Here is a 19,764-nt window from a genome sequence, read left to right on the forward strand (position 1 = left end):
GGCTCGGTCGGAAGGCTCCCCATCCGGCCCTGCGGGCCACCTTCTCCCCAAAGGGGGCGAAGGCAACGCGGTGCCTTTCCATGCTCCGACGCGCCCCCTCGCCCTACTTGGGAGAGGGATGGGGCGAGGGGTCTTCTGGATCGAATGACCATGGCACAACCACCGCGCAGCAAAGCCAACAAGCCCGACCAGACCCAGGTGTTCAAATCGGCCATGGGTGCCACGGTGCGCGCTATCGGCGGCAAGGCAGATCTTGAGGTCAGCTTCACCGCCGACCGTCCGCTGCTGACCTCTGACAAGGCCCGGCTGGCCAATCTGCCGCGGCTGCCGACCCGGCGCGACATTGCCATTGCCCGTGGTCAGGGCGACGCCATGGCGATGCGCCTGGCCAGCCATGACCCCGATGCCCATCGCAAGCGCTCGCCCATGGATCCGGTGGCCCGCGCTGCCTTTGATGCGCTCGAACAGGCCCGCGTCGAGGCGCTGGGCTGCGTGCGCATGCCCGGCATGGTGGGCAATATTGCCGAAATGCTGGAAGACCGGCTGTTCCGTGCCAATTATGCCGAGGTCGACGACAAGGGCGATGCGCCCATTGCCGAGGCCCTGGGCCTGTTGCTGCGCGAAAAGCTCGCCGGCGTGCCGGTGCCGCCCTCGGGCCATGCCCTGGTCGATCTCTGGCGCAAGGAGATCGAGGACAAGGGCGGCAAGTCGCTGGACCAGCTACTGACCCGCTATGAAGACCAGGACGAGTTCAGCAAGGCCGCCAAGGCCCTGCTGCGCGACCTCAACCTGGTGCCGGAAAGCGAGATGAGCGATCCGGACGATGCCGATAACGCCGAGAACGAGGACCAGGAGCCCGAAAGCGGCGACAGTTCCGACCAGTCGCCCGAACAGGGCGAAGGCGAGAACGAGAGCCAGGACAGCGATACCGAGGAAAGCGCTGGCGACAGCGAAGAGACCGGCGATGTCGATGGCATCGAGTCCGAGATGGCCGATTCCGACGAGGATGCGGCTGCCGAGTCCGGCGAGGATGCGCCCATGCCGCCGCCGGCCAAGGACGGTGGCACGCAGCTCTCCAACCAGTTCAACTACAAGGTGTTCACCACCAAGTTCGACGAGATCGTCAAGGCGTCCGAGCTGTGCCCGCCCGATGAGCTGGACCAGTTGCGCGCCCTACTCGACAAGCAGCTGGAAAATCTGGCAGGCGCTGTGGCGCGGCTGGCCAACAAGCTGCAGCGCCGCCTGATGGCCAAGCAGAACCGATCCTGGCAGTTCGACCTCGAGGAAGGCCTGCTCGATACGGCGCGCCTCACCCGCGTGGTCACCGATCCCATGCAGGCGCTGAGCTTCAAGGTCGAGAACGACACCGATTTCCGCGACACCGTGGTGACGCTGCTGATCGACAACTCCGGCTCCATGCGCGGCCGGCCGATCACCATTGCGGCCATCTGCGGCGATATTCTTGCCCGCACGCTGGAGCGCTGCGGCGTCAAGGTCGAGATTCTGGGCTTCACCACACGGGCCTGGAAGGGCGGCAAGAGCCGCGAGGCCTGGCTCGAAGCCGGGCGTCCGGCCAGCCCCGGCCGCGTCAATGACGTGCGCCACATCATCTACAAGGCCGCCGAGGAACCCTGGCGCCACGCCCGGCGCAATCTGGGCCTGATGATGCGCGAAGGCCTGCTCAAGGAAAACATCGACGGCGAGGCGCTCGAATGGGCGCGCAAGCGGCTGATGGCGCGTCCGGAAGCCCGGCGCATCCTGATGGTGATTTCCGATGGCGCGCCGGTCGATGACAGCACGCAGTCGGTCAATGCCGGCAATTATCTGGAAGCCCATCTGCGCCAGGTGATCGAGGACATCGAGACGCGCTCGCCCATCCAACTGGTGGCGGTGGGCATTGGCCATGACGTGACGCGCTATTATCGCCGCGCCGTGACCCTGCTCGATGCCGAAGAACTGGCCGGCGCGCTCACCGATGAGCTGGCGGCGCTGTTCGACGAGGAAATGCCCGCCCAGACGCGGCGGCGCGGCCGCGGATGATCCGGCCCGCTGGTGTCGCCCTGGTCCTGCTGGCGCTGTCCGGCTTGGCACGGGGTGACGAGGTGGCCGTTGGCGCCACCCAGGTGAGCAGCTTCATGGACGCCGCGCTGGACCAGCCGGTCGGTGGCCTGCTGTTCCGCGGTGGCATTGCCATGACGGCGCCCGATGATCGCTTCGGCGGGCTGTCGGGGGTTGCCGTCACCGGGCCCAGCCAGCAGCTGGCCTTTGTCAGCGATCGCGGCAATTTTGTTTCCGGGCGGCTGTCCTATGATGACGCCGGGCGCCTGCTCGGGCTGATCGGCGTTGTGGTGGAGCCGCTTCTCAATTCCAAGGGCGCGCCGCTGCCGCGCCAATATGCGCGCGATGCCGAGAGCGTTGACACCATCTATCGCGATGGCCAGCCCTATGCCGTGCGCGTCAGCTTTGAGCATCTGACGCGGGTGGCCGATTTCACCCTCACCGATGCGCGACCGGGCGGGGCGGCGCGCGAAGTGGCGCTGCCCGAGTGGCTGAGTGATCTGCGCACCAACCAGTCGCTGGAATCGGTCTGCGTGGCGCCGCCGGCCTCTCCGGTCGCCGGCTCGACGCTGCTGATCACCGAAGATGCGCCGGATGCCGATGGCCATCATCGCGGCTGGATGCTCGGTCAGGCCGACAAGGGCCCCTTCAGCTACACCGCCCATCCGGGCACCTATCCCACCGATTGTGCCTTCCTGCCCAATGGTGATCTGCTGGTGCTTGAGCGCGGTGTGTCGGTGCTGGGCTTTTCCATGGCGCTGCGGCGTGTGCCGGCCGATCAGGTTCGGCCCGGCAATCTGCTGGCGGGGGCCATTCTTTTGTCGGCCGACGGGGGCGCCATCGACAATATGGAGTCCCTGGCGGTGCACACCGCGCCGAGTGGCGAGACGCGTATCCTCATCGGATCGGACAATAATTTCAACGATTGGCAGCGCAGCCTGCTGCTGGAATTTGCCCTGCCCGAATGAGCCGTGATGGGGCCAGCCTCAGGATGGTCACATTGAATCGCCGATCCAGCGGCGGGTGATTCGTAACTTTTGATTTTGCTGAATTTTTGTGCTATACCCATTCTGGTATGCAGTTTAGCCCGTCACCCAGCCCGTGCCATCAGGCACGATTTTTTTGACAACATCAGTGGATGCATGAGCTCCGGGAAAAGCGGACCCGGTAGCCTGTGGGGTTATTGCTGTGTGCGACGGTCCGTCGGATCGCCGCAAGAATAGTAGGGATGGACGGTCCGTTCCGCCAGGAACTGTCCATTTGGGGCGTCAACAAGGAGTTCCATGAATATGGTAGCCAAGAAGTCACAGCAGCGACTTGGATTCAAGACGGGCGAGTATGTCGTGTATCCGGCGCATGGCGTCGGCGTGATTGTCTCGATCGAGGAACAAGAAGTCGCCGGCCTGACCCTTGAGTTGTTCGTCATCAGCTTCGAGCAGGACAAGCTGACCCTTCGCGTGCCCGTGGCCAAGATCAAGTCCGTCGGCATGCGCAAGCTGGCCGAGGAAGACATGGTCGCCCAGGCGCTGACCACCGTCACCGGTCGCGCCCGCGTCAAGCGCACCATGTGGTCGCGTCGCGCCCAGGAATATGAAGCCAAGATCAACTCCGGCGACCTGATCGCAATCTCCGAAGTCGTGCGCGATCTCTATCGTTCCGACGATCAGCCCGAGCAGTCCTATTCGGAACGCCAGCTGTTCGAGCAGGCCATGGATCGCATGAGCCGCGAAATCGGTGTGGTCAACAAGCTGACCCTGACCGAGGCCGTGCAGCTGATCGAGAAGAACCTGGCCAAGTCGCCCAAGCGCAGCAAGGCCGACGCTGCCGATAGCGACGAGGAAGCTGCCGCCTAAGGGCGCCGCTTTTCGTCATCTCATTGATAAGGGCCGGTGGAAACACCGGCCCTTTTCGCATGTCCCGCATGTGTCACGGTTCGGGTGCACACCATGTTGTCAGATCTGCCCGATGTGCCGGCCTTTTTCGGGCAGGGTGTGACAGCTAGAGCCGGCTCATGGCCTCGGGCAGCAGCACCACGCTTTCCTGCTCATTGGGGTCGGTTCGGGCGATCAAAGCCCGCGCCACTGTGTCAGTCGGGTTGAACGGCTGATGCGGTACGCCGGCCGGAATATAGACATAGTCGCCCTCAGCGACATGGTCGAGAAACTCCAGGTTCGGCCCATGGTAGAACGAGGTCGAGCCTTCGAGCTGGAAGATCGCGGTCTCGTGGCTCTCGTGATAATGCGGCTTGGCCTTGCCGCCCGGCGGCAGCACCAGCATGTGCATGCAAATGCCTTTGGAATCAGCGCTTTGTGCCGAAACCCCGGCGAAATAATCCATGCCCTGCTTGCCGTGGAAGGCCTCGCCGCCCCGAATAACCTTGCATTCCGCCATGCCAAACTCCCTTTGCGCTGTGCTGTCCCTGGCCCTTGTGAAGGTGCCAAAGCCCAGCCCGTTCCGCTAGAGGAATCGGCTAGTTCAGGCGATAGGCACCGGAGGCAAAGCCGGCTTTCACAGCCTCCAGCGTTGCCGCCTGGTCCAAGCCATCAACAGCCAGCACATGGCGCTCAAACGCTCCCAGGCCGGTGAACTGGGCATGCAGATCTGCCACCACCACCGGATCGGTCAGGCTGTCGCCACCCCGCGCCTGGCAACGCGCCACGGCTTCCTCCACACTGGTGCGCAGCACCATGTAATGGCTTGGAACGCCAAGAGTTTTGTAGAACTCTAGCGCCCAGGGCCGGATCACCCCGTCGAGCGCCACGAGATAGCCCTTGCGGGCATAGAGCGCAGCCACTTCGGCGGCGATCTGCATGATCATGTGGTTCTGCGCATCGGCCTCGGGCAGCCAGGGGTCGATATGGCCGGTGCCGATATAGCCCCAGAAATCGTCAGAATGCAGATGCACTTTGTTGCAGCCGGGCAGGCGCGCCAGCGCGGCGGCAATGGTGGTCTTGCCCGAGCCGGGCGAACCGGAAACGATCAGGATTTGTCCCGCCAGCGTGTCCATCAGTTCCTCCCCAGCACATCGCCCAGGCGCGTGGTGGCGCTGCCGGGGCGCAGCGGCTTCTGCTGGCTCTCATGTGGCGCCCAACCGGAGAGCCAGATGATTTCCAGCGTGGCACGGATGCGGCCATCGGCGTCGCCATCGCGTTCGGCATAGGCGGCCGCGGCTGCGGCCAGCAGCGTGCGCGTCGCCGGTCGCCGCGGGCGATCGACCAGTGGGTTGGATGCCCCCAGCGCCTTGATCTCGGCCATCAGGGCGAAGGGCTGGGGATAGCGCACCACATGGGTTTCGACATCGGCCACCGGCAGGGCCAATCCCGCCCGCTGCAGCAGGGCGCCGCCGTCGCGCACCTGGATCATTGGCGCCACACGGGCCGAAGCGCCGCCCAGCACCAGGGCGTCAGCGGCGAGGAACGCCTCGCGTAGCTCCGTCAGCGTCTGTCCGCCCAGCGTGGCCACCATCAGCAGCCCATCAGGGGCCAGCCGGGCGCGCAGCCGCGCCAGATAGCCCGGCACGTCATTGACCGCCTGCAGGTGCAGCAGCGAGACAATGAGGTTGTAGTCTTCGCCCTCCAGCGCCGGCACATCGTCGTCGCCGGCAAAGGCGGCGTGGCGCTGATAGGCAAAGCCATGGCTGGCCGTGGCGCCGGTCTGCGGCAGGCGCTCGAGATCGGGCCCGATAATGGCGGCACGCGGAAATTCGCGGATCAGCGCACCCAGGCGATCCTCGAGATCGGCCAGCACGAGATCGGTGATGAAATCGCCGCCCTGGGGGCGGCGCGCCAGATTGCGGGCGATCTGGGCTTTGTCAAAGATCGGGGCGGGCTGGGTCATCGGGCTTCGCGGGTGGGTTGGGGTGGCTTGCGGCCGCCAGCAAAGCTGGCACTATGCTTGGCTTATGGAGAGCCGCAGCCTGCTTGTCAAAGCCGGGGGGTGGGGCGCCGGCCTGGCAACGGGTCTGCGCCAGGTCCGGCTTGGCCTGCTTGATCTGCTTTATCCGCCGGTGTGCCTGGTGTGCGATGCGCCGGTGGCTACGGCGCACACCCTGTGCCCGGCCTGCTTTGTCCGGCTGCGGCCGATCACGGCGCCGCTCTGTCCGCGGCTGGGCCTGCCCTTTGCCGTGGACATGGGCGAGGGCATGCTCTCGGCCGAGGCGCTCGCCGATCCGCCGCCGTTCGGCCGGGCCCGCGCAGCGGTGATCTATGGCGAAGTGGCGCGCACAGTGGTGTCGCGTCTCAAATATGGCGACCGGCCCGAGCTGGCCGGGTTCTGCGCCCGGCTGATGGCTGGGGCCGGGCATGAGCTGTGGCGCGATGATCCCATCCTCGTGCCGGTGCCGCTGCATCGGGCGCGCCAGCATGAGCGGCGCTACAATCAATCTGCGGAGCTGGCGCTGGCCCTGGGGCGGCTGAGGGGGCTGGACGTCGATCTCAGGCTGGTGCGGCGCAGCCGCCGTACGCGCCAGCAGGTGGGGCTCAGCGGCGACGGGCGGCAGCGTAATGTCGCGGGGGCCTTTGCCGCCCATCCCGAGGCGCTGACCCGGGCGCGCGGGCGGCGCGTTGTGCTGGTCGACGATGTCTATACCACCGGCGCCACCACCAAGGCGGTGACCCGCACCTTGCAGCGCGCCGGGCTGGAGGATGTTGACATCATTACCTTCGCCCGCGTTGTCATTGGCGCAGACATGCCCATATAATCGGTACTGACCGGTTCGATTGGAGAAGAGCATTGGCTCGCATCGAGATCTATACGACGCCGACCTGCCCCTATTGCCACGCCGCCAAGGCGCTGCTGGCCGACAAGGGCGCTGACTATACCGAGATCACCGTGCTGGATCCGGCCCTGCGCGAAACCATGACGCAGCGGGCCAATGGTCGCCGCACCGTGCCGCAGATCTTCATCGATGACGCCCATATCGGCGGCTATGATGACATCTCCGCGCTCGACCGCCGTGGCGGTCTTGATCCGCTGCTGCAGGCCTGACCGGCGTTCCCAGGACAAATACTGATGAAAATCGCGGCGATCCAGATGCGCTCCGGCCCCGATCCGGAGGCCAATATGGCTGCGCTCGAGCCCATGCTGGCCGAGGCCGCTGCGGCCGGCGTCCGCTATGTGCTGACGCCCGAAGTCACCATGGTGTTTGCCGAGAACAGCGAGGCCCTGGCCAAGGTCGCGGCGCCCTTTGATGATCATCCGCAGTTGCGCCGGGTGGGCGAATTGGCGCGCCAGCATGGCATCTTCATCCACATCGGCTCGCTGGCCGTGCCGCTGGCAGATGGCCGCTTTGCCAATCGCTCGGTGCTGTTCGGGCCCGATGGCGCTGTCGTGACCACCTACGACAAGATCCATTTATTCGACGCCACCATTGCCGGGCTCAATGCCTATCGCGAAAGCGCCACCTATCAGGGCGGCACGCATGCGACCACGGCGGCGCTCGGCCCGATCACCCTGGGCATGGCGATCTGCTACGACATGCGGTTCCCCACGCTCTTTAACACTCTGGCCAATGCAGGCGCGGGGCTGATCGCCGTGCCGGCGGCTTTCACCGTGCCGACGGGCCAGGCGCATTGGCATGTGCTGCTGCGCGCCCGCGCCATCGAGACGGGCAGCTTTGTCATTGCCGCCGCCCAGGGCGGGCAGCATGCCAATGGCCGCGCCACCTATGGCCATTCGCTTGTTATCGACCCCTGGGGTCGCATCATCGCCGAGCTCGACCATGATGCGCCCGGCGTGCTGGTGGCTGAGATCGATCCCGGTCTCGTCGCCGAAGTGCGCGAGCGCATTCCGGCGCTGGCCAATGCGCGCAGCTTTACCCCGCCCGTGCCGTTGCACAGCTGAGCAAACGCCCTATATCCTGATGCAAGGGGCCGCATGGCCCGCAGAGACGCCTGCCTTGATCCAATACGCACTGCACTGCTCCAAAGGACATCACTACGACGCCTGGTTCAAGAATGCCGCGGCATTCGATGAACAACAGGCGCGCGGCATTGTGACCTGCGCGGTATGCGGCGACGGCACAGTGGACAAGGCCCCCATGGCGCCGGCCGTGGCGCGCACCGATCATGAGCGCCTGGCGGTCAGCACGGGCCGGCCCGATCCGGCGCAGCTGCGTGCGCTGCTCAAGGCCTATCGCGACAAGGTGGTGTCTGAGGCCGATTATGTCGGCGACCGCTTTGCCGAAGAGGCGCGCAAGATCCATTTCGAGGAAGTCGATGCCCGCGGCATCTATGGCGAGGCCACCCATGATGAGGTGGTGGCGCTGGCTGAGGATGGCATCGAGTTCCTGCCGCTGCCGTCGCTGCCTGACGAGCACAACTGATCCCTCCAGCCGCCCCGTGCCTCAAACGGGCGACCGGTTTCGCGCGCCACATCCGGCGCAATGCTACGGAGACACAGCATGACCACTCTCGACGCCGCCCTTTCGGGCCAGTTTGCCATTGGGGGAGACCTCACGGTCAATCGCCTGGGCTTTGGCGCCATGCGCATCACCGGCAAGGGCATCTGGGGCCCGCCGGAAGACCTTGAGGGCGCCAAGGCCGTGCTGCGCCGCCTGCCCGAGCTCAATGTCGATTTCATCGACACCGCCGAAAGCTACGGCCCTTATATCAGCGAAGAGCTGATTGGTGAGGTGCTGGCGCCCTATGGCAAAGGCACCATTGTCGCCACCAAGAGCGGGCTGACCCGCACCGGCCCCGATGAATGGCATCAGGTGGGGCGCCCCGAATTCCTGCGCCAGGGTGTGATGACCAGTCTGCGCCGCCTCAAGCTTGATGTGCTCGATCTCTGGCAGCTGCATCGCATCGATGGCCAGACCGACCGCACGGCGCAGTTCGAGGCCATTGCCCAGTTCAAGGCCGATGGGCTGATCCGCCATGCGGGCCTGAGCCAGGTCAGCGTCGCCGACATCAAGGAGGCGCAGAAGTACTTCCCGGTCACAACGGTGCAGAATCTCTACAATTTCGCCAATCGCCAGAGCGAGGATGTGCTCGACTACTGCGAGGCCAATGGCATCGGCTTTATTCCGTGGTTCCCGCTGGCCGGTGGCGAATTGGTCAGCGGCCATGCCGATGCGCGGGCGATTGCCGAAAAGCACAATGCCAGCCCCAGCCAGATCGCCCTGGCCTGGCTGCTCAAGCGCAGCCCGGTGATGCTGCCCATTCCGGGAACCGGCAAGGTCAAGCACCTGGAAGACAATGTGGCCGCTGCCGCCATTACCCTGTCGGACGCCGACTTTGCCACGCTCGATCGGATCGGTCGGCGCTAACGGCCTATCAACAAAGTTTGATCGACCGCAAATCTGCGAGGGGTCGGGGCGCGTACAAGGTTTTATAGCGTCAAAAGGCTAGAGTGCTGTGGCCACCTCCGAACCTTCCCCCCGTCCCGTGTCCCGGCGCCGCAAGCGGCGCTGGGGTTGGCTGATTGTGCTGCTGCTCGTGCTGGGCGCGGGCGGCGCCTATGGCTGGGTAAAAAAGCCCTGGGAGCCCAAACCCAAGCTGGTCGCCAGCGAAATGGTCGCCGCAGGGCCTGTGTCGCAGGTGCTGGCGGTCAATGGCCGCATCGCCGCCCGCACCTCGGTGACCGTTCGCGCGGCCGTCTCGGCCCAGGCCGTCGCCGTGGGCGCTGCCGAAGGTGATCAGGTCACAGCCGGTCAGGATCTTGTCGAGCTCGACCAATCGCTTGTGCAGTCGCAGTGGCAGCAGGCCAAGGCGGCGCTGGAATCCCAGCAGGTGCGGCAGAGCCAGGCGGCCGCCGCCGCCGAACGGGCCCGTGCCCTGGGCGACAACGCCACCCGCTCGAGCGTCGAGGATGCCGAGCGCACCCTTGCGGGCGCCGTCACCGAAACCACTCGCTTGCAGGCGGCGCTGGAACAGGTTTCCCAGCAGCGCGCGCAATATCGCATCGCAGCGCCTCTTTCGGGTGTCGTGCTCTCGCGCGGTGTCGACGTTGGCCAACTGGTCGATCCGCAGACCCAGCTCTTCACCATCGCCGATACCAGCGACCTCGTGGTCGAAACCGATGTTGACGAGCTCTATTCCTCGCGCATCACCAGCGGGCTTAAGGCCTTGCTTAAGCCGGTGGGCGCCAGCGTCGCCCAGCATGGCACGGTGGTGTTTGCCGCACCCACGGTCGATGCCGCCACTGGCGGGCGGGCGATCAAGATCGCCTTTGATGCGCCGGTGTCGCTTCCGGTCGGCCTGACGGTCAATGCCAATGTGATTGTCGAGGAGGTCGCCGACGCCCTCTCCATCCCGCGTCGCGCCATCATCACCGAGGGCACGCAGAGCCATGTGCTGGTGATCGCCGATGGCGTGGCCGCCACACGCGACATCCAGTTTGACGATTGGCCGGCCGAACGCGTCATCGTCACCGACGGTCTTGTGGCCGGCGATGTGGTGATCCTTGATCCGGCGGGCATCAAGCCCGGCGACATGGTCACGGCAGGTTAGGCATGCTCTACGGCCTCAAGATCGCCTGGCGCTATCTCACATCCAACAAGGCGCAGACCGGGCTTTTGATTGCCGGCGTCGCCATGGGCGTCTTCGTTTTCATCTTCATGAGCGCGCTGATCGGTGGGTTGGCCAGTTATCTGGTGCAGCGCACAGTGGGCGACATTGCCCATGTGACGCTGGAGGCACCCGCCCGCGACGCCGGCCTGCTGCTGCCGGAGGGAACAGAGGCGCTGGTGGTGCTGCAAAAGGCCACCGGCCAACGTGAGACGTTGCGCACCGCCGATGCCTTTCTGCCTTCCATCGAGGCCATGGATGGGGTCAAGGCCGTTTCGCCGCAGATCGTGGGCAATGGCTTTGTGATCCGGGGGCAGTCGCGGGCGCCGGTAGGCGTCACCGGGCTGGAGGCCGACAAGGTCTCGGCCATTGCCGATCTGGGCAAGCGCCTTGTGGCTGGCGATACCATGCTCACCAATTCCACCGTCATCATCGGCCAGACGCTGGCCAGTGATCTCGGCATTGGCGTGGGTCAGGTGATCCGCCTGCAATCCGATCGCAATGTCGAGCGGCCGCTGGTGGTCACGGGCATTTTCTCCATCGGGCTGGATGCGCTGGATTCCCGCGCGGCCTTTGTCAGCATCGCCACGGCGCGCACGCTGTTCGCGCTGCCGCAGGGGCTGAGCCGTGTGGAGATCAAGCTTGATGATCTCAACCAGTCCGAAGATTTCGCCCGGCGCATGGCCGCCGATACGGGCCTCAAGGCCACGCCCTGGACGCAGGGCAATGCGCAATTGCTCGACGGGCTTCGCGCTCAGGCCAGTTCGGGCAATCTGATCAAGGCCTTTGCGTTGATCACCATTGTCATCGGCGTGGCCAGTGCGCTGCTGCTCTCCACCTATCGCCGCCGTCCCGAGATCGGCATCATGCGGGCCTTCGGGGCCAGCCGGGCCTTTGTCGTCTTTGTCTTTGTGGTGCAGGGGGCGCTGATTGGCCTGCTGGGCGGGTTGATCGGGGCGGGCCTGGGTTATCTGGCGCTTTCGCCCTTTCCATTGCCGGAAAATGCCCAGCCGGGCGGCTTGCCGGTCGACGTGCGGCAGGGCGCATATGGCCTGGCCATCACGCTCACTGCCATTGGCGCGATTCTCGCCTCCATCCTGCCGGCGCGAGCGGCAGCGCGGGTTGATCCTGTCTCGGTGATCGGCCAATGAGCGTGCTGGTTGAGGTGCATGATCTGGTCAAGACCTATGGCGAGGGTGAGGCGGCGACCCGCGTGCTTAAGGGGCTCGAGATGGTGCTGCAGACCGGCGAGCTGACGGCGCTTTTGGGGCCGTCGGGCTCGGGCAAGAGCACCCTGCTGACCATTCTGGGCACGCTGATGCAGCCCACCAGCGGCCAGCATGTCATGCTGGGGCAGGATCTGACGCGGGCGCGCGATGCCGAGCTGACCGAGTTCCGCAACAGCCACATCGGCTTTGTGTTCCAGTTCCATCACCTGCTGCCCGATTTCACGGCGCTGGAAAATGTCATCTTCCCCACCGCCATTGCCCAGGGGCGCGAGACGGCGCGGGCGCGGCGGCGCGGCGAGGACTTGCTGGAGCGGGTGGGCCTGGCCGACCGCATGGATTTCCGCGCCACCCAGCTGTCGGGCGGGCAGAAGCAGCGCGTGGCCGTGGCACGGGCGCTGATGAACCAGCCTGAACTGGTGCTGGCGGATGAACCCACCGGCAATCTTGATCGGGAATCGGCCACCCAGGTGATGGAGCTGATCGCCGAGATCAACCAACAGGAACAGACGACGTTCCTGATCTCCACCCATGACGAGAAGATCGCCGCAGCCTGCCGGCGGCAGATCAAGGTGGTGGACGGAAAGACCGTCTCGGACTGATGTTTGGGGGATTAGGGTCGGTTCGATAGGGAGGGTGGAATCCCCGCTATCGAACCTGACCAAAAGACAATCTTGGCAGACCGTCAGGTGGCTGAGGGCCGTTTAGCACTGCATGACGGGCTTGTCACGCATTTGTCGTGATTGTTTTCCGCGCTCCGCGCCGGGCCATCACCCAACCGGCAATCCCTCCCCAGTGCGGGGAGGGCTATCTCACGCGTCCAGATTGCGGACGCCTAGTTCCAGAGCTTGTCGATCGCCTGGGTATCGCGCACGGCGCCGCGAGCGGCCGAGGTGGCAAAGGCGGCATAGGCCTTGAGGGCGGTGGTCACATTGCGCTTGCGCGGATGTGCCGGCTTCCAGCCGAGCTGGTCCTGATCGTGGCGACGCTGCACCAGTTCATCGTCCGTCACCAACAGGGTGATGCTGCGATTGGGAATGTCGATCTCGATCATGTCGCCTTCCCGCACCAGGCCAATCGTGCCGCCTTCTGCCGCTTCAGGCGAGACGTGGCCGATGGAGAGGCCCGAGGTGCCGCCCGAGAAGCGGCCGTCGGTCAGCAGGGCGCAGGCCTTGCCCAGGCCCTTGGATTTCAGATAGCTCGTGGGATAGAGCATTTCCTGCATGCCCGGGCCGCCGCGCGGCCCTTCGTAGCGGATCACCAGCACGTCGCCGGGCTTGATCTGATTGCTCAGGATGGCCTTGACGGTATCGTCCTGGCTTTCGAAGACGCGGGCGGGGCCTGTGAACTTGAGGATGGAGTCATCCACGCCGGCGGTTTTGACGATGCAGCCGTCGATGGCGATATTACCCTTGAGCACGGCCAGGCCGCCATCCTTGGAGAAGGCGTTCTCTGCCGAACGGATCACGCCATTCTGGCGATCGAGGTCCAGCTCGGCCCAGCGGTTGGACTGGCTGAAGGCCTGGGTGGTGCGCACGCCGCCGGGGGCGGCCATGTAGAACTGGCGCACGCTGTCCGAATTGGTGCGGGAAATGTCCCACTTGTCCAGGGCATCGCCGATGGTGGCGGCATGCACGGTCGGTTCGCTGCGGTTGATCAGCCCGGCGCGGTCGAGCTGGCCCAGGATGGACATGATGCCGCCGGCGCGGTGCACGTCTTCCATATGCACATCGGCCTTGGCCGGGGCGACCTTGGACAGCACGGGCACCTTGCGGCTGAGCTTGTCGATGTCGTCCATGGTGAAATCAATGCCGCCCTCATGGGCAGCGGCCAGGATGTGCAGCACGGTATTGGTCGAGCCGCCCATGGCGATATCGAGGCTCATGGCGTTCTCAAACGCTGCCTTGGTGGCGATGGAGCGCGGCAGCACCGAAGCATCGTCCTGCTCATACCAGCGGCGGGTGATGTCAACGATCAGGTGACCGGCTTCCTGGAACAGGCGCTTGCGATCGGAATGGGTGGCCAGGGTCGAGCCATTGCCGGGCAGGGAAAGGCCCAGAGCCTCGGTCAGGCAGTTCATGGAATTGGCGGTGAACATGCCCGAGCAGGAACCGCAGGTGGGGCAGGCGGCTTCTTCGACGGCTTGGACTTCCTCATCGCTATAGTGGTCGTCGGCGGCCATCACCATGGCGTCGACCAGATCGAGCGCCTGCAGCTTGCCCTTGAGCATGGCCTTGCCGGCTTCCATCGGGCCGCCCGAAACGAAGATCACCGGAATGTTGATGCGCATGGCGGCGTTCAGCATGCCGGGGGTGATCTTGTCGCAATTGGAGATGCAGACCATGGCGTCGGCGCAATGGGCGTTGACCATGTATTCCACCGAGTCGGCGATCAGGTCGCGGCTGGGCAGGGAATACAGCATTCCGTCGTGGCCCATGGCGATGCCATCGTCCACGGCAATGGTGTTGAATTCCTTGGCGACACCGCCGGCCGCCTCGATCTCGCGGGCCACCAGCTGGCCGAGGTCCTTGAGGTGGACATGGCCGGGCACGAACTGGGTGAAGGAATTGACCACGGCAATGATCGGCTTGCCGAAATCGCCGTCTTTCATGCCCGTGGCACGCCAAAGGCCGCGCGCGCCGGCCATGTTGCGGCCGTGAGTGGTTGTGCGGGAGCGATATGCAGGCATGGAGAACTTCCTTCGATGTCGGGGCCGACTGCTGCGGTAAGGTGGCTCCGTTTTAGACCCATTCGAAACAAGGATCAATCAAAAACCGTACCGTACCGTACGGTACTGTTGCGCGGTTGACATCGCTCCCGAACGGGGGCGGACTGGCCCTTTACGCATTTTGCGGAGGCTGCGATGACGAGCAAGAGCCCCACCAGCAGTGGTCGGAAAAAGCCGGAACTGCCGTCCGATCAGAGCGATAACCCGCCCCGACCCAGTGGCCGCGAGCCCTTCGGTCGGGTTCCCGCGCTCACCGAGGACGAGGCCGAGGATCTGGCGAAAGCGGTGGAAGAGCAGCGCGACGCCTGATCACTGCTGCGTTAGCGCGCAGATGTCCGACTGGGCTCAGATGTCGATGGTCAGCCGATTGCGGCCGCCGCTCTTGGAGCGGTAGAGCGCGCCGTCGGCATGGCCGATGGCGGCATTGACTGTCTCATTGGGGGCGACCCGGGCCAGGCCCACGCTGATGGTGACATGCAGGCCATAGGGCCAGCGCGCGCCACTGACCTTGGTGACCAGGCCTCGGCAGGTCTCGATGGCGCGTTCGGCCGTGCCGGTCATGGCGATGAGGAATTCCTCGCCGCCCAGTCGCGCCACCAGATCGCCGGGGCCGGCCTGGTCGGCGAGCAGATGCGCCAGGGCCTGCAGCACCTCGTCGCCCGCGGTATGGCCGAGGCGGTCGTTGATGGATTTGAAATGGTCGGCATCGGCGATGGCGACGAACACCGCCTGGTCGGGGGGACAGGCGACGATGCGTTCGGCCAGGGCGCCCAGGGCATAGCGGCGGTTCTTGAGCCCGGTCAGGTCATCCTCATGCGCCTTGCGGTCGAGATCGGAGGTGCGCAGCAGCAGTTCCTGCCGCTCGGTCTCCAGTTCGGCCAGCTGCATCTGATGCAGGCGGATTTCAAGATTGGCGCGCTCGGCCTCGATCAGCGCTGCGCCGAGCTCGGTCATGGTGGTCACCAGGCGGCTGCGCGTCTCGGCGACGGTGCTGCGGGTGCTGCTTTCGAGGTGATGGAAGGCCTTGAAATGCACCAGCGCCGCGTCGGCCTGGCCGGCACGTTGGTAGATGTCGGACAGCAGGCGGTGGCATTGCAGCAGCATGCGCGCCTCATTGCTGGCCATCAGGTCCGGGATCAGGCTCTCCAGGCGCGCGGCGGCTGCGGGGAGGTCATTGGCCAGCATGGCGATGCGCGCCAGGTTGAAGGCCGCGTCGAGCTCGAGCGAGCGATAGCCCTTCTGTGCGGCAATGGCGTGGGAGCGGGTATTGGCGCGCAGGGCCCCCTGCTCGTCGCCGGAATAGGCCAGCAGCATGGCCTGGTTGCCCAGGCCGATGGCTTCGCGGAACGGGTGCCCGGCGGCGCGGGCCAGTTCGATGGCGTCGAGCACATAGTTCAGCCCGAAGGCGACGGCATCGGCGACCAGCGCCGCGTCGCCATCGATATGGGCCTGGGCGGCCAGATTGGCGGCATTGTCGGCCAGATTGTTGAGGATGCAGAATTTGGCTTCGCTGCCGAGGCCCGCCGACAGCGGCAGGGCGCGGCGCAGAAAATCGCGGGCCTCGCCAAATTTGCCGAGGTGGGATTTGGCATTGCCGATGCGGTTGTAGCTCCAGAACAGCAGGTCCGGGTCACGCAGCCGCTGGGCAATGTCGAGACTGGTGGACAGCGCCTGCAGGGCCTCCTCGGCCAGGCCGAGTTCGAGATAGCCCATGGCCTGGATGGTCAGGCTGCGGGCGCGGTGGGCCTCCTGGCCCAGGCCGGTTTCGATCTCGGCGGCCTGGCCGGCGGCGGTGACGGCAGGCTCATTGTCGCCGGTGCGCAGCAGCTGATTGGCCAAAAGGCGCAGCATCTCGGCCTGCATGGCCGGCTTGCCCTGGCGCTCAGCCAGATCGGCGGCCTGGCGGGCCAGCGCCGCGCCTTCGGTGTAATTGCCGCGCAGGCGCGCCGCCTCACTCGCCGCAGCGAGATCTTCCAGCCCATCCAGATTGCGATCGAGGCCAAGCATGCGTGGACAATATCCTTCGCCGACACTGTGGCGATGGGCTCTTAAGCTAGTCCTAGCAGATAGTATGAATTTTCAGAAAATCGGAGCGATTGGCCTGATTGCATCTATCCCGGCACCCGTCTGGGCCGGGATAGACTTGGTCGGGTGGGGCTAATTATTGATGCGGGTGACGCCCCAATAGCTGTCGGAGCAGGCGTCATCAGTGCAGATCAGCGCCATCCACAGGGCCCCATTGGCCAGGCCCACGCCATCGCTGTTGATGATGAGATCAGCATAGGTCTGGTTGGAGAGGGCTTCCACCGTTTCGGGGGTGAGAAGGCTCTGGGCGTTGTCCACCAGGTCCTGGCCGCTGAGCACATCATAGACCTCGCCATTGGCCTCAACGGTCAGCGGATAGACGGCCAGATCGGCCAGCGTGCTGGCGTCGCCGGAATAGAAGGACTCGCGCAGCGCCTCGAAGGCCGCGGCAAAGGCCTCGGACTGGCCATGCATGGTCTCGATCTGGATCAGCACGTCCTCGTCACTCTGGGCATAGGCCGGAATGGCGAAGCTGGCGAAGGCAAGGGCAAACAGGGCAAGGGCGATGCGGCGCATGACAAACTCCGAAGGGGTATTTAATTATAGCCGAGTGTCCGCAAAGCCAAGAGGGGGCATGCGCCCCCCGCGCCTCCCCCGGGGTCAGGCGGCCGGGCGGGCCGCCAGCACCATGTAATTGATGCCCATATCGGGCGAGAGGCGCCATTCATCGGCCAGGGGGTGGAAGACCACGCCGCTCTCGGCGGTGACGGTGAGCCCGTTGCGGGTGATCAGCGCCTTGATCTCCTCGGGGGTCAAAAACTTGTTCCAGTCATGCGTGCCCACCGGCAGCCAGCGCAGCACGCGCTCGGCGGCAAAGACGGCGAGAGCCCGGGCGCGCAGCGTGCGGTTGATGGTGGCCGTCAGCATCAGCCCGCCGGGAGCGACCAGATCGGCACAGCTCTTCATATAGAGCGGGACATTGTCGACATGCTCGACCACTTCCATGTTGAGCACCACGTCAAAGCGGCGCCCGGCGGCGGCCAGCGCCTCGCTGGTGGTGGCCTGATAATCGATGGCGAGGCCCGACTGCTGGGCATGGAGGCGGGCGATGGCGATATTGCGCTCGGCCGCGTCAATGCCGGTGACGCTGGCGCCCAGCCGGGTCAGCGGCTCGCACAGCAGGCCGCCACCGCAGCCGACATCGAGAATGCTCAGCCCCTCGAAGGGCCGCATGGCGCTGCCGTCGCGGCCGAAATGGCTGAGCAGGCTCTCGCGGATATAGGAGAGGCGCACCGGATTGAACTTGTGCAGCGGCTTGAACTTGCCCTTGGGGTCCCACCATTGCTCGGCCATGGCGGTGAACTTGGCGACCTCGGCGTCATTGATAGTGGTGTCGGTCATGGGGCAGGCTCCAGTGTTGCGCCATATGAGCCCGCAGGTGGGATGGAGGCAAGCGCAGCGGCGTCGCAGGCGGTAGCACCCATAGCGCCGGCGACGCTGTGCGTCGCGGCGGTGAACGGTGCAAAGCGGCTTTCGCCCCGACGGCTTGCGCCGCCTGATTGAAGTTTTGAAGAGGCGAAAGCCGCTTCACACGAGCTGGTGGTCCTGCGCACGCATCGAGCGGCCGCCCTTTCGGGTTGGACCTGCCGGCGTGGGGCGGGGCAATGCCCCTCTCTCCCCAACGCCCGCGTCCGGCCGGTGGTCAGCATACACGCATCGGCCTGGGCGACCCCATGCAGCCAGCCTCCCTGCCCGATGCTTCGTCGGCACCGCGTGAACGGCAGGGATGAGGCGAGTGTGGCATGGATTCTTGGGGGCGGGGATAAGCTGGGTTGGGGGGGGCATGCCCGGTTGAGTGCCATGCCCACCCCAACACTATGCCATCCCGCTCGAGGTCGGGATCCATATGAACCTGGGAACGAACGTACCCATTTGCGCCGATTGCGACGTTAAGACTGGCGAGTTCGGGGCGATCATCAATCACCCGCAGCTTGCGGCGGCGCAAGAAAACCGTTCGAGATCAGGGCTACGTATTGTTCTGGCGAATTTGCCTGCCGGATCAAATCGTAGCCATGACGAATGGCCGCTTTATCTGCAACTGGATCGAGAATATTCAGAACAAATGCATCGCGTAACAGTGTTTCCCAGCTAACTCGCGGCATCCTGATTTCATTCCAGAATACAGATCCATGCCTCAGGCCGTTGGCATAAAGATAAACTATTTTTTCCCAATTTTGATCACGTGGATACATTGGGTGAGAGAAATTCGCGAACAAATTGGAACAAGCATTCCGCTCATAGGCGGAGATGTGGCTCTTCTTGAATAGGTTGCCTAGAACCTGTTCTGCGCACAGCGTAACAATTCTAGAAAAATTAGGAAACTCTGAATGAATATAAAAAGACTTTGTGCTTCGGCTAAGCCTAAAAATCGCATCTTCGTTGTTAGAATATGTTCCTGCCCAAGCCAAAATACGTTCGATACTTTTGTATGAAAGGTCGTCAGCCTTCGAAAGCTCTTTTGTTACATAGACAGCATCTTCGGCGCTCCAGTACTTCTCTAGCCAAGCTTCGCACGCCGTCTTGATAGGCTCTAGGTGTTGTCCGGCGGAAAGCCAGGCACGGAAAACGAAATCCGCTTCTTTGCGCAAGGAATTGATGTTCACCCATTCAAGCAGCTTTTCGCGGACCACCTCTGCCTCGCCCTTGGCGTCCAGCCAGGCTTTGTACACGAACTGTGCCTCCGGTGTTGTGCCATGCTCGTCCACCCAGACGAGAAGCTTTTCGCGGACTGCTTCGACCTCGCCCTTGGCGTCCAGCCAGGCTTGGTACACGAACGGTGCCTCCGGTGTTGTGCCATGCTCGTTCACCCAGAGGAGCAGCTTGTCGCGGACTGCCACGACCTCGCCCTTGGCGTACAGCCAGGCTTGGTAGACGTGCGATGCCTCCGGTGTTGTGCCATGCTCGTCCACCCAGAGGAGCAGCTTTTCGCGGACTGCCACGACGTCGCCTTTGGCGTACAGCCAGGCTTTGTACACGAACTGTGCCTCCAGTGCTGTGCCGTGCTCCTCCACCCAAAGGATCAGCTTTTCGCGGACCGCCTCTGCCTCGCCCTTGGCGTCCAGCCAGGCTTTGTAGACGTGTGATGTCTGTGGTGTTGTGCCATGCTCGTCCACCCAGAGGAGCAGCCTTTCGCGGACTGCCTCGACCTCGCCCTTGGCGT

At 64.5% G+C, this 19,764-nt stretch carries 20 protein-coding genes; 12 read left to right on the forward strand and 8 right to left on the reverse strand.

Features of this window, described 5'->3' with window-relative positions; all coding sequences use genetic code 11:
* Nucleotides 1-150 precede the first annotated feature (150 nt).
* The 3 genes from cobT to E8M79_RS04975 all read left to right on the forward strand — a co-directional run bounded on the left by cobT (nucleotide 151) and on the right by E8M79_RS04975 (nucleotide 3,911).
* The gene (gene cobT, locus E8M79_RS04965) at nucleotides 151-2,040 is read left to right on the forward strand and encodes a cobaltochelatase subunit CobT (protein ID WP_137150795.1); all 1,890 of its coding nucleotides are present in this window, start codon (nucleotides 151-153) and stop codon (nucleotides 2,038-2,040) included.
* Entirely contained in the window at nucleotides 2,037-3,026 is a 990-nt protein-coding gene (locus E8M79_RS04970) for an esterase-like activity of phytase family protein (protein WP_137150796.1), read from the forward strand. Before cobT ends, E8M79_RS04970 begins: the two co-directional genes overlap by 4 nt.
* Nucleotides 3,027-3,347: 321 nt before the next feature.
* Nucleotides 3,348-3,911, forward strand: coding sequence for a CarD family transcriptional regulator (locus tag E8M79_RS04975; protein ID WP_137150885.1), 564 nt, complete (start codon nucleotides 3,348-3,350; stop codon nucleotides 3,909-3,911).
* Between the two features lie 145 nt (nucleotides 3,912-4,056).
* Here the strand turns inward: E8M79_RS04975 and E8M79_RS04980 are convergent, their stop codons facing one another.
* The 3 genes from E8M79_RS04980 to E8M79_RS04990 all read right to left on the reverse strand — a co-directional run bounded on the left by E8M79_RS04980 (nucleotide 4,057) and on the right by E8M79_RS04990 (nucleotide 5,895).
* A complete protein-coding gene (locus E8M79_RS04980; protein WP_137150797.1) occupies nucleotides 4,057-4,449 on the reverse strand; it encodes a cupin domain-containing protein in 393 nt (130 codons plus the stop codon).
* A 79-nt stretch (nucleotides 4,450-4,528) separates the two neighbouring features.
* Entirely contained in the window at nucleotides 4,529-5,065 is a 537-nt protein-coding gene (locus E8M79_RS04985; RefSeq protein WP_137150798.1) for an AAA family ATPase, read from the reverse strand.
* Nucleotides 5,065-5,895, reverse strand: a complete 831-nt coding sequence (locus tag E8M79_RS04990; protein WP_137150799.1) for an SAM-dependent methyltransferase — start codon at nucleotides 5,893-5,895, stop codon at nucleotides 5,065-5,067. Before E8M79_RS04990 ends, E8M79_RS04985 begins: the two co-directional genes overlap by 1 nt.
* Nucleotides 5,896-5,959: 64 nt before the next feature.
* On the opposite strand from E8M79_RS04990, the gene E8M79_RS04995 reads away from it, so the two are divergent.
* The 8 genes from E8M79_RS04995 (at nucleotide 5,960) to E8M79_RS05030 (ending at nucleotide 12,393) form a co-directional block, all read left to right on the forward strand.
* Nucleotides 5,960-6,757, forward strand: coding sequence for a ComF family protein (locus E8M79_RS04995; protein WP_137150800.1), 798 nt, complete (start codon nucleotides 5,960-5,962; stop codon nucleotides 6,755-6,757).
* 32 nt (nucleotides 6,758-6,789) lie between these two features.
* The gene (gene grxC / locus E8M79_RS05000; protein ID WP_137150801.1) at nucleotides 6,790-7,044 is read left to right on the forward strand and encodes a glutaredoxin 3; all 255 of its coding nucleotides are present in this window, start codon (nucleotides 6,790-6,792) and stop codon (nucleotides 7,042-7,044) included.
* 24 nt (nucleotides 7,045-7,068) lie between these two features.
* Nucleotides 7,069-7,899: a carbon-nitrogen hydrolase family protein gene (locus E8M79_RS05005; RefSeq protein WP_137150802.1), complete on the forward strand. Its 831-nt coding sequence runs from the start codon at nucleotides 7,069-7,071 to the stop codon at nucleotides 7,897-7,899.
* A gap of 55 nt (nucleotides 7,900-7,954) precedes the next feature.
* Nucleotides 7,955-8,380: a DUF1178 family protein gene (locus E8M79_RS05010; protein ID WP_137150803.1), complete on the forward strand. Its 426-nt coding sequence runs from the start codon at nucleotides 7,955-7,957 to the stop codon at nucleotides 8,378-8,380.
* Between the two features lie 78 nt (nucleotides 8,381-8,458).
* Nucleotides 8,459-9,325, forward strand: coding sequence for an aldo/keto reductase (locus E8M79_RS05015; protein ID WP_137150804.1), 867 nt, complete (start codon nucleotides 8,459-8,461; stop codon nucleotides 9,323-9,325).
* An 88-nt stretch (nucleotides 9,326-9,413) separates the two neighbouring features.
* On the forward strand, nucleotides 9,414-10,508 hold the full coding sequence (locus E8M79_RS05020; protein WP_137150805.1) for an efflux RND transporter periplasmic adaptor subunit: 1,095 nt from the start codon (nucleotides 9,414-9,416) through the stop codon (nucleotides 10,506-10,508).
* A 2-nt stretch (nucleotides 10,509-10,510) separates the two neighbouring features.
* A complete protein-coding gene (locus tag E8M79_RS05025) occupies nucleotides 10,511-11,716 on the forward strand; it encodes an FtsX-like permease family protein (RefSeq protein WP_137150806.1) in 1,206 nt (401 codons plus the stop codon).
* Nucleotides 11,713-12,393 (forward strand): ABC transporter ATP-binding protein, encoded by a 681-nt coding sequence (locus E8M79_RS05030; RefSeq protein ID WP_137150807.1) that lies wholly within the window; start codon nucleotides 11,713-11,715, stop codon nucleotides 12,391-12,393. The genes E8M79_RS05025 and E8M79_RS05030 overlap by 4 nt, the downstream gene beginning before the upstream one ends.
* Nucleotides 12,394-12,626: 233 nt before the next feature.
* Here the strand turns inward: E8M79_RS05030 and ilvD are convergent, their stop codons facing one another.
* Nucleotides 12,627-14,480: a dihydroxy-acid dehydratase gene (gene ilvD / locus E8M79_RS05035; RefSeq protein ID WP_137150808.1), complete on the reverse strand. Its 1,854-nt coding sequence runs from the start codon at nucleotides 14,478-14,480 to the stop codon at nucleotides 12,627-12,629.
* Between the two features lie 174 nt (nucleotides 14,481-14,654).
* On the opposite strand from ilvD, the gene E8M79_RS18325 reads away from it, so the two are divergent.
* Entirely contained in the window at nucleotides 14,655-14,828 is a 174-nt protein-coding gene (locus E8M79_RS18325; RefSeq protein WP_171015709.1) for a hypothetical protein, read from the forward strand.
* Between the two features lie 36 nt (nucleotides 14,829-14,864).
* On the opposite strand, the gene E8M79_RS05040 is transcribed toward E8M79_RS18325, so the two are convergent.
* The 4 genes from E8M79_RS05040 to E8M79_RS18465 all read right to left on the reverse strand — a co-directional run.
* Nucleotides 14,865-16,526, reverse strand: coding sequence for a tetratricopeptide repeat-containing diguanylate cyclase (locus E8M79_RS05040; protein ID WP_137150809.1), 1,662 nt, complete (start codon nucleotides 16,524-16,526; stop codon nucleotides 14,865-14,867).
* Between the two features lie 150 nt (nucleotides 16,527-16,676).
* Entirely contained in the window at nucleotides 16,677-17,120 is a 444-nt protein-coding gene (locus E8M79_RS05045; protein WP_137150810.1) for a hypothetical protein, read from the reverse strand.
* Between the two features lie 84 nt (nucleotides 17,121-17,204).
* On the reverse strand, nucleotides 17,205-17,945 hold the full coding sequence (ubiG, locus tag E8M79_RS05050; RefSeq protein WP_137150811.1) for a bifunctional 2-polyprenyl-6-hydroxyphenol methylase/3-demethylubiquinol 3-O-methyltransferase UbiG: 741 nt from the start codon (nucleotides 17,943-17,945) through the stop codon (nucleotides 17,205-17,207).
* Between the two features lie 575 nt (nucleotides 17,946-18,520).
* Nucleotides 18,521-19,764, reverse strand: a 1,244-nt coding sequence (locus E8M79_RS18465; RefSeq protein WP_205747868.1) for a hypothetical protein, incomplete at its 5' end; no start/stop codon positions are given.

This window comes from Devosia sp. FKR38 (assembly GCF_005222805.1).
Lineage (GTDB): Bacteria > Pseudomonadota > Alphaproteobacteria > Rhizobiales > Devosiaceae > Devosia.

Excerpts from the sequence above, each read along its gene's own strand:
- cobT (WP_137150795.1), top strand. The coding sequence starts at position 151 with ATGGCACAACCACCGCGCAGCAAAGCCAACAAGCCCGACCAGACCCAG.
- E8M79_RS04970 (WP_137150796.1), top strand. The coding sequence starts at position 2,037 with ATGATCCGGCCCGCTGGTGTCGCCCTGGTCCTGCTGGCGCTGTCCGGC.
- E8M79_RS04975 (WP_137150885.1), top strand. The coding sequence starts at position 3,348 with ATGGTAGCCAAGAAGTCACAGCAGCGACTTGGATTCAAGACGGGCGAG.
- E8M79_RS04980 (WP_137150797.1), bottom strand. The coding sequence starts at position 4,449 with ATGGCGGAATGCAAGGTTATTCGGGGCGGCGAGGCCTTCCACGGCAAG.
- E8M79_RS04985 (WP_137150798.1), bottom strand. The coding sequence starts at position 5,065 with ATGGACACGCTGGCGGGACAAATCCTGATCGTTTCCGGTTCGCCCGGC.
- E8M79_RS04990 (WP_137150799.1), bottom strand. The coding sequence starts at position 5,895 with ATGACCCAGCCCGCCCCGATCTTTGACAAAGCCCAGATCGCCCGCAAT.
- E8M79_RS04995 (WP_137150800.1), top strand. The coding sequence starts at position 5,960 with ATGGAGAGCCGCAGCCTGCTTGTCAAAGCCGGGGGGTGGGGCGCCGGC.
- E8M79_RS05005 (WP_137150802.1), top strand. The coding sequence starts at position 7,069 with ATGAAAATCGCGGCGATCCAGATGCGCTCCGGCCCCGATCCGGAGGCC.
- E8M79_RS05015 (WP_137150804.1), top strand. The coding sequence starts at position 8,459 with ATGACCACTCTCGACGCCGCCCTTTCGGGCCAGTTTGCCATTGGGGGA.
- E8M79_RS05025 (WP_137150806.1), top strand. The coding sequence starts at position 10,511 with ATGCTCTACGGCCTCAAGATCGCCTGGCGCTATCTCACATCCAACAAG.
- E8M79_RS05030 (WP_137150807.1), top strand. The coding sequence starts at position 11,713 with ATGAGCGTGCTGGTTGAGGTGCATGATCTGGTCAAGACCTATGGCGAG.
- ilvD (WP_137150808.1), bottom strand. The coding sequence starts at position 14,480 with ATGCCTGCATATCGCTCCCGCACAACCACTCACGGCCGCAACATGGCC.
- E8M79_RS18325 (WP_171015709.1), top strand. The coding sequence starts at position 14,655 with ATGACGAGCAAGAGCCCCACCAGCAGTGGTCGGAAAAAGCCGGAACTG.
- E8M79_RS05040 (WP_137150809.1), bottom strand. The coding sequence starts at position 16,526 with ATGCTTGGCCTCGATCGCAATCTGGATGGGCTGGAAGATCTCGCTGCG.
- E8M79_RS05045 (WP_137150810.1), bottom strand. The coding sequence starts at position 17,120 with ATGCGCCGCATCGCCCTTGCCCTGTTTGCCCTTGCCTTCGCCAGCTTC.
- ubiG (WP_137150811.1), bottom strand. The coding sequence starts at position 17,945 with ATGACCGACACCACTATCAATGACGCCGAGGTCGCCAAGTTCACCGCC.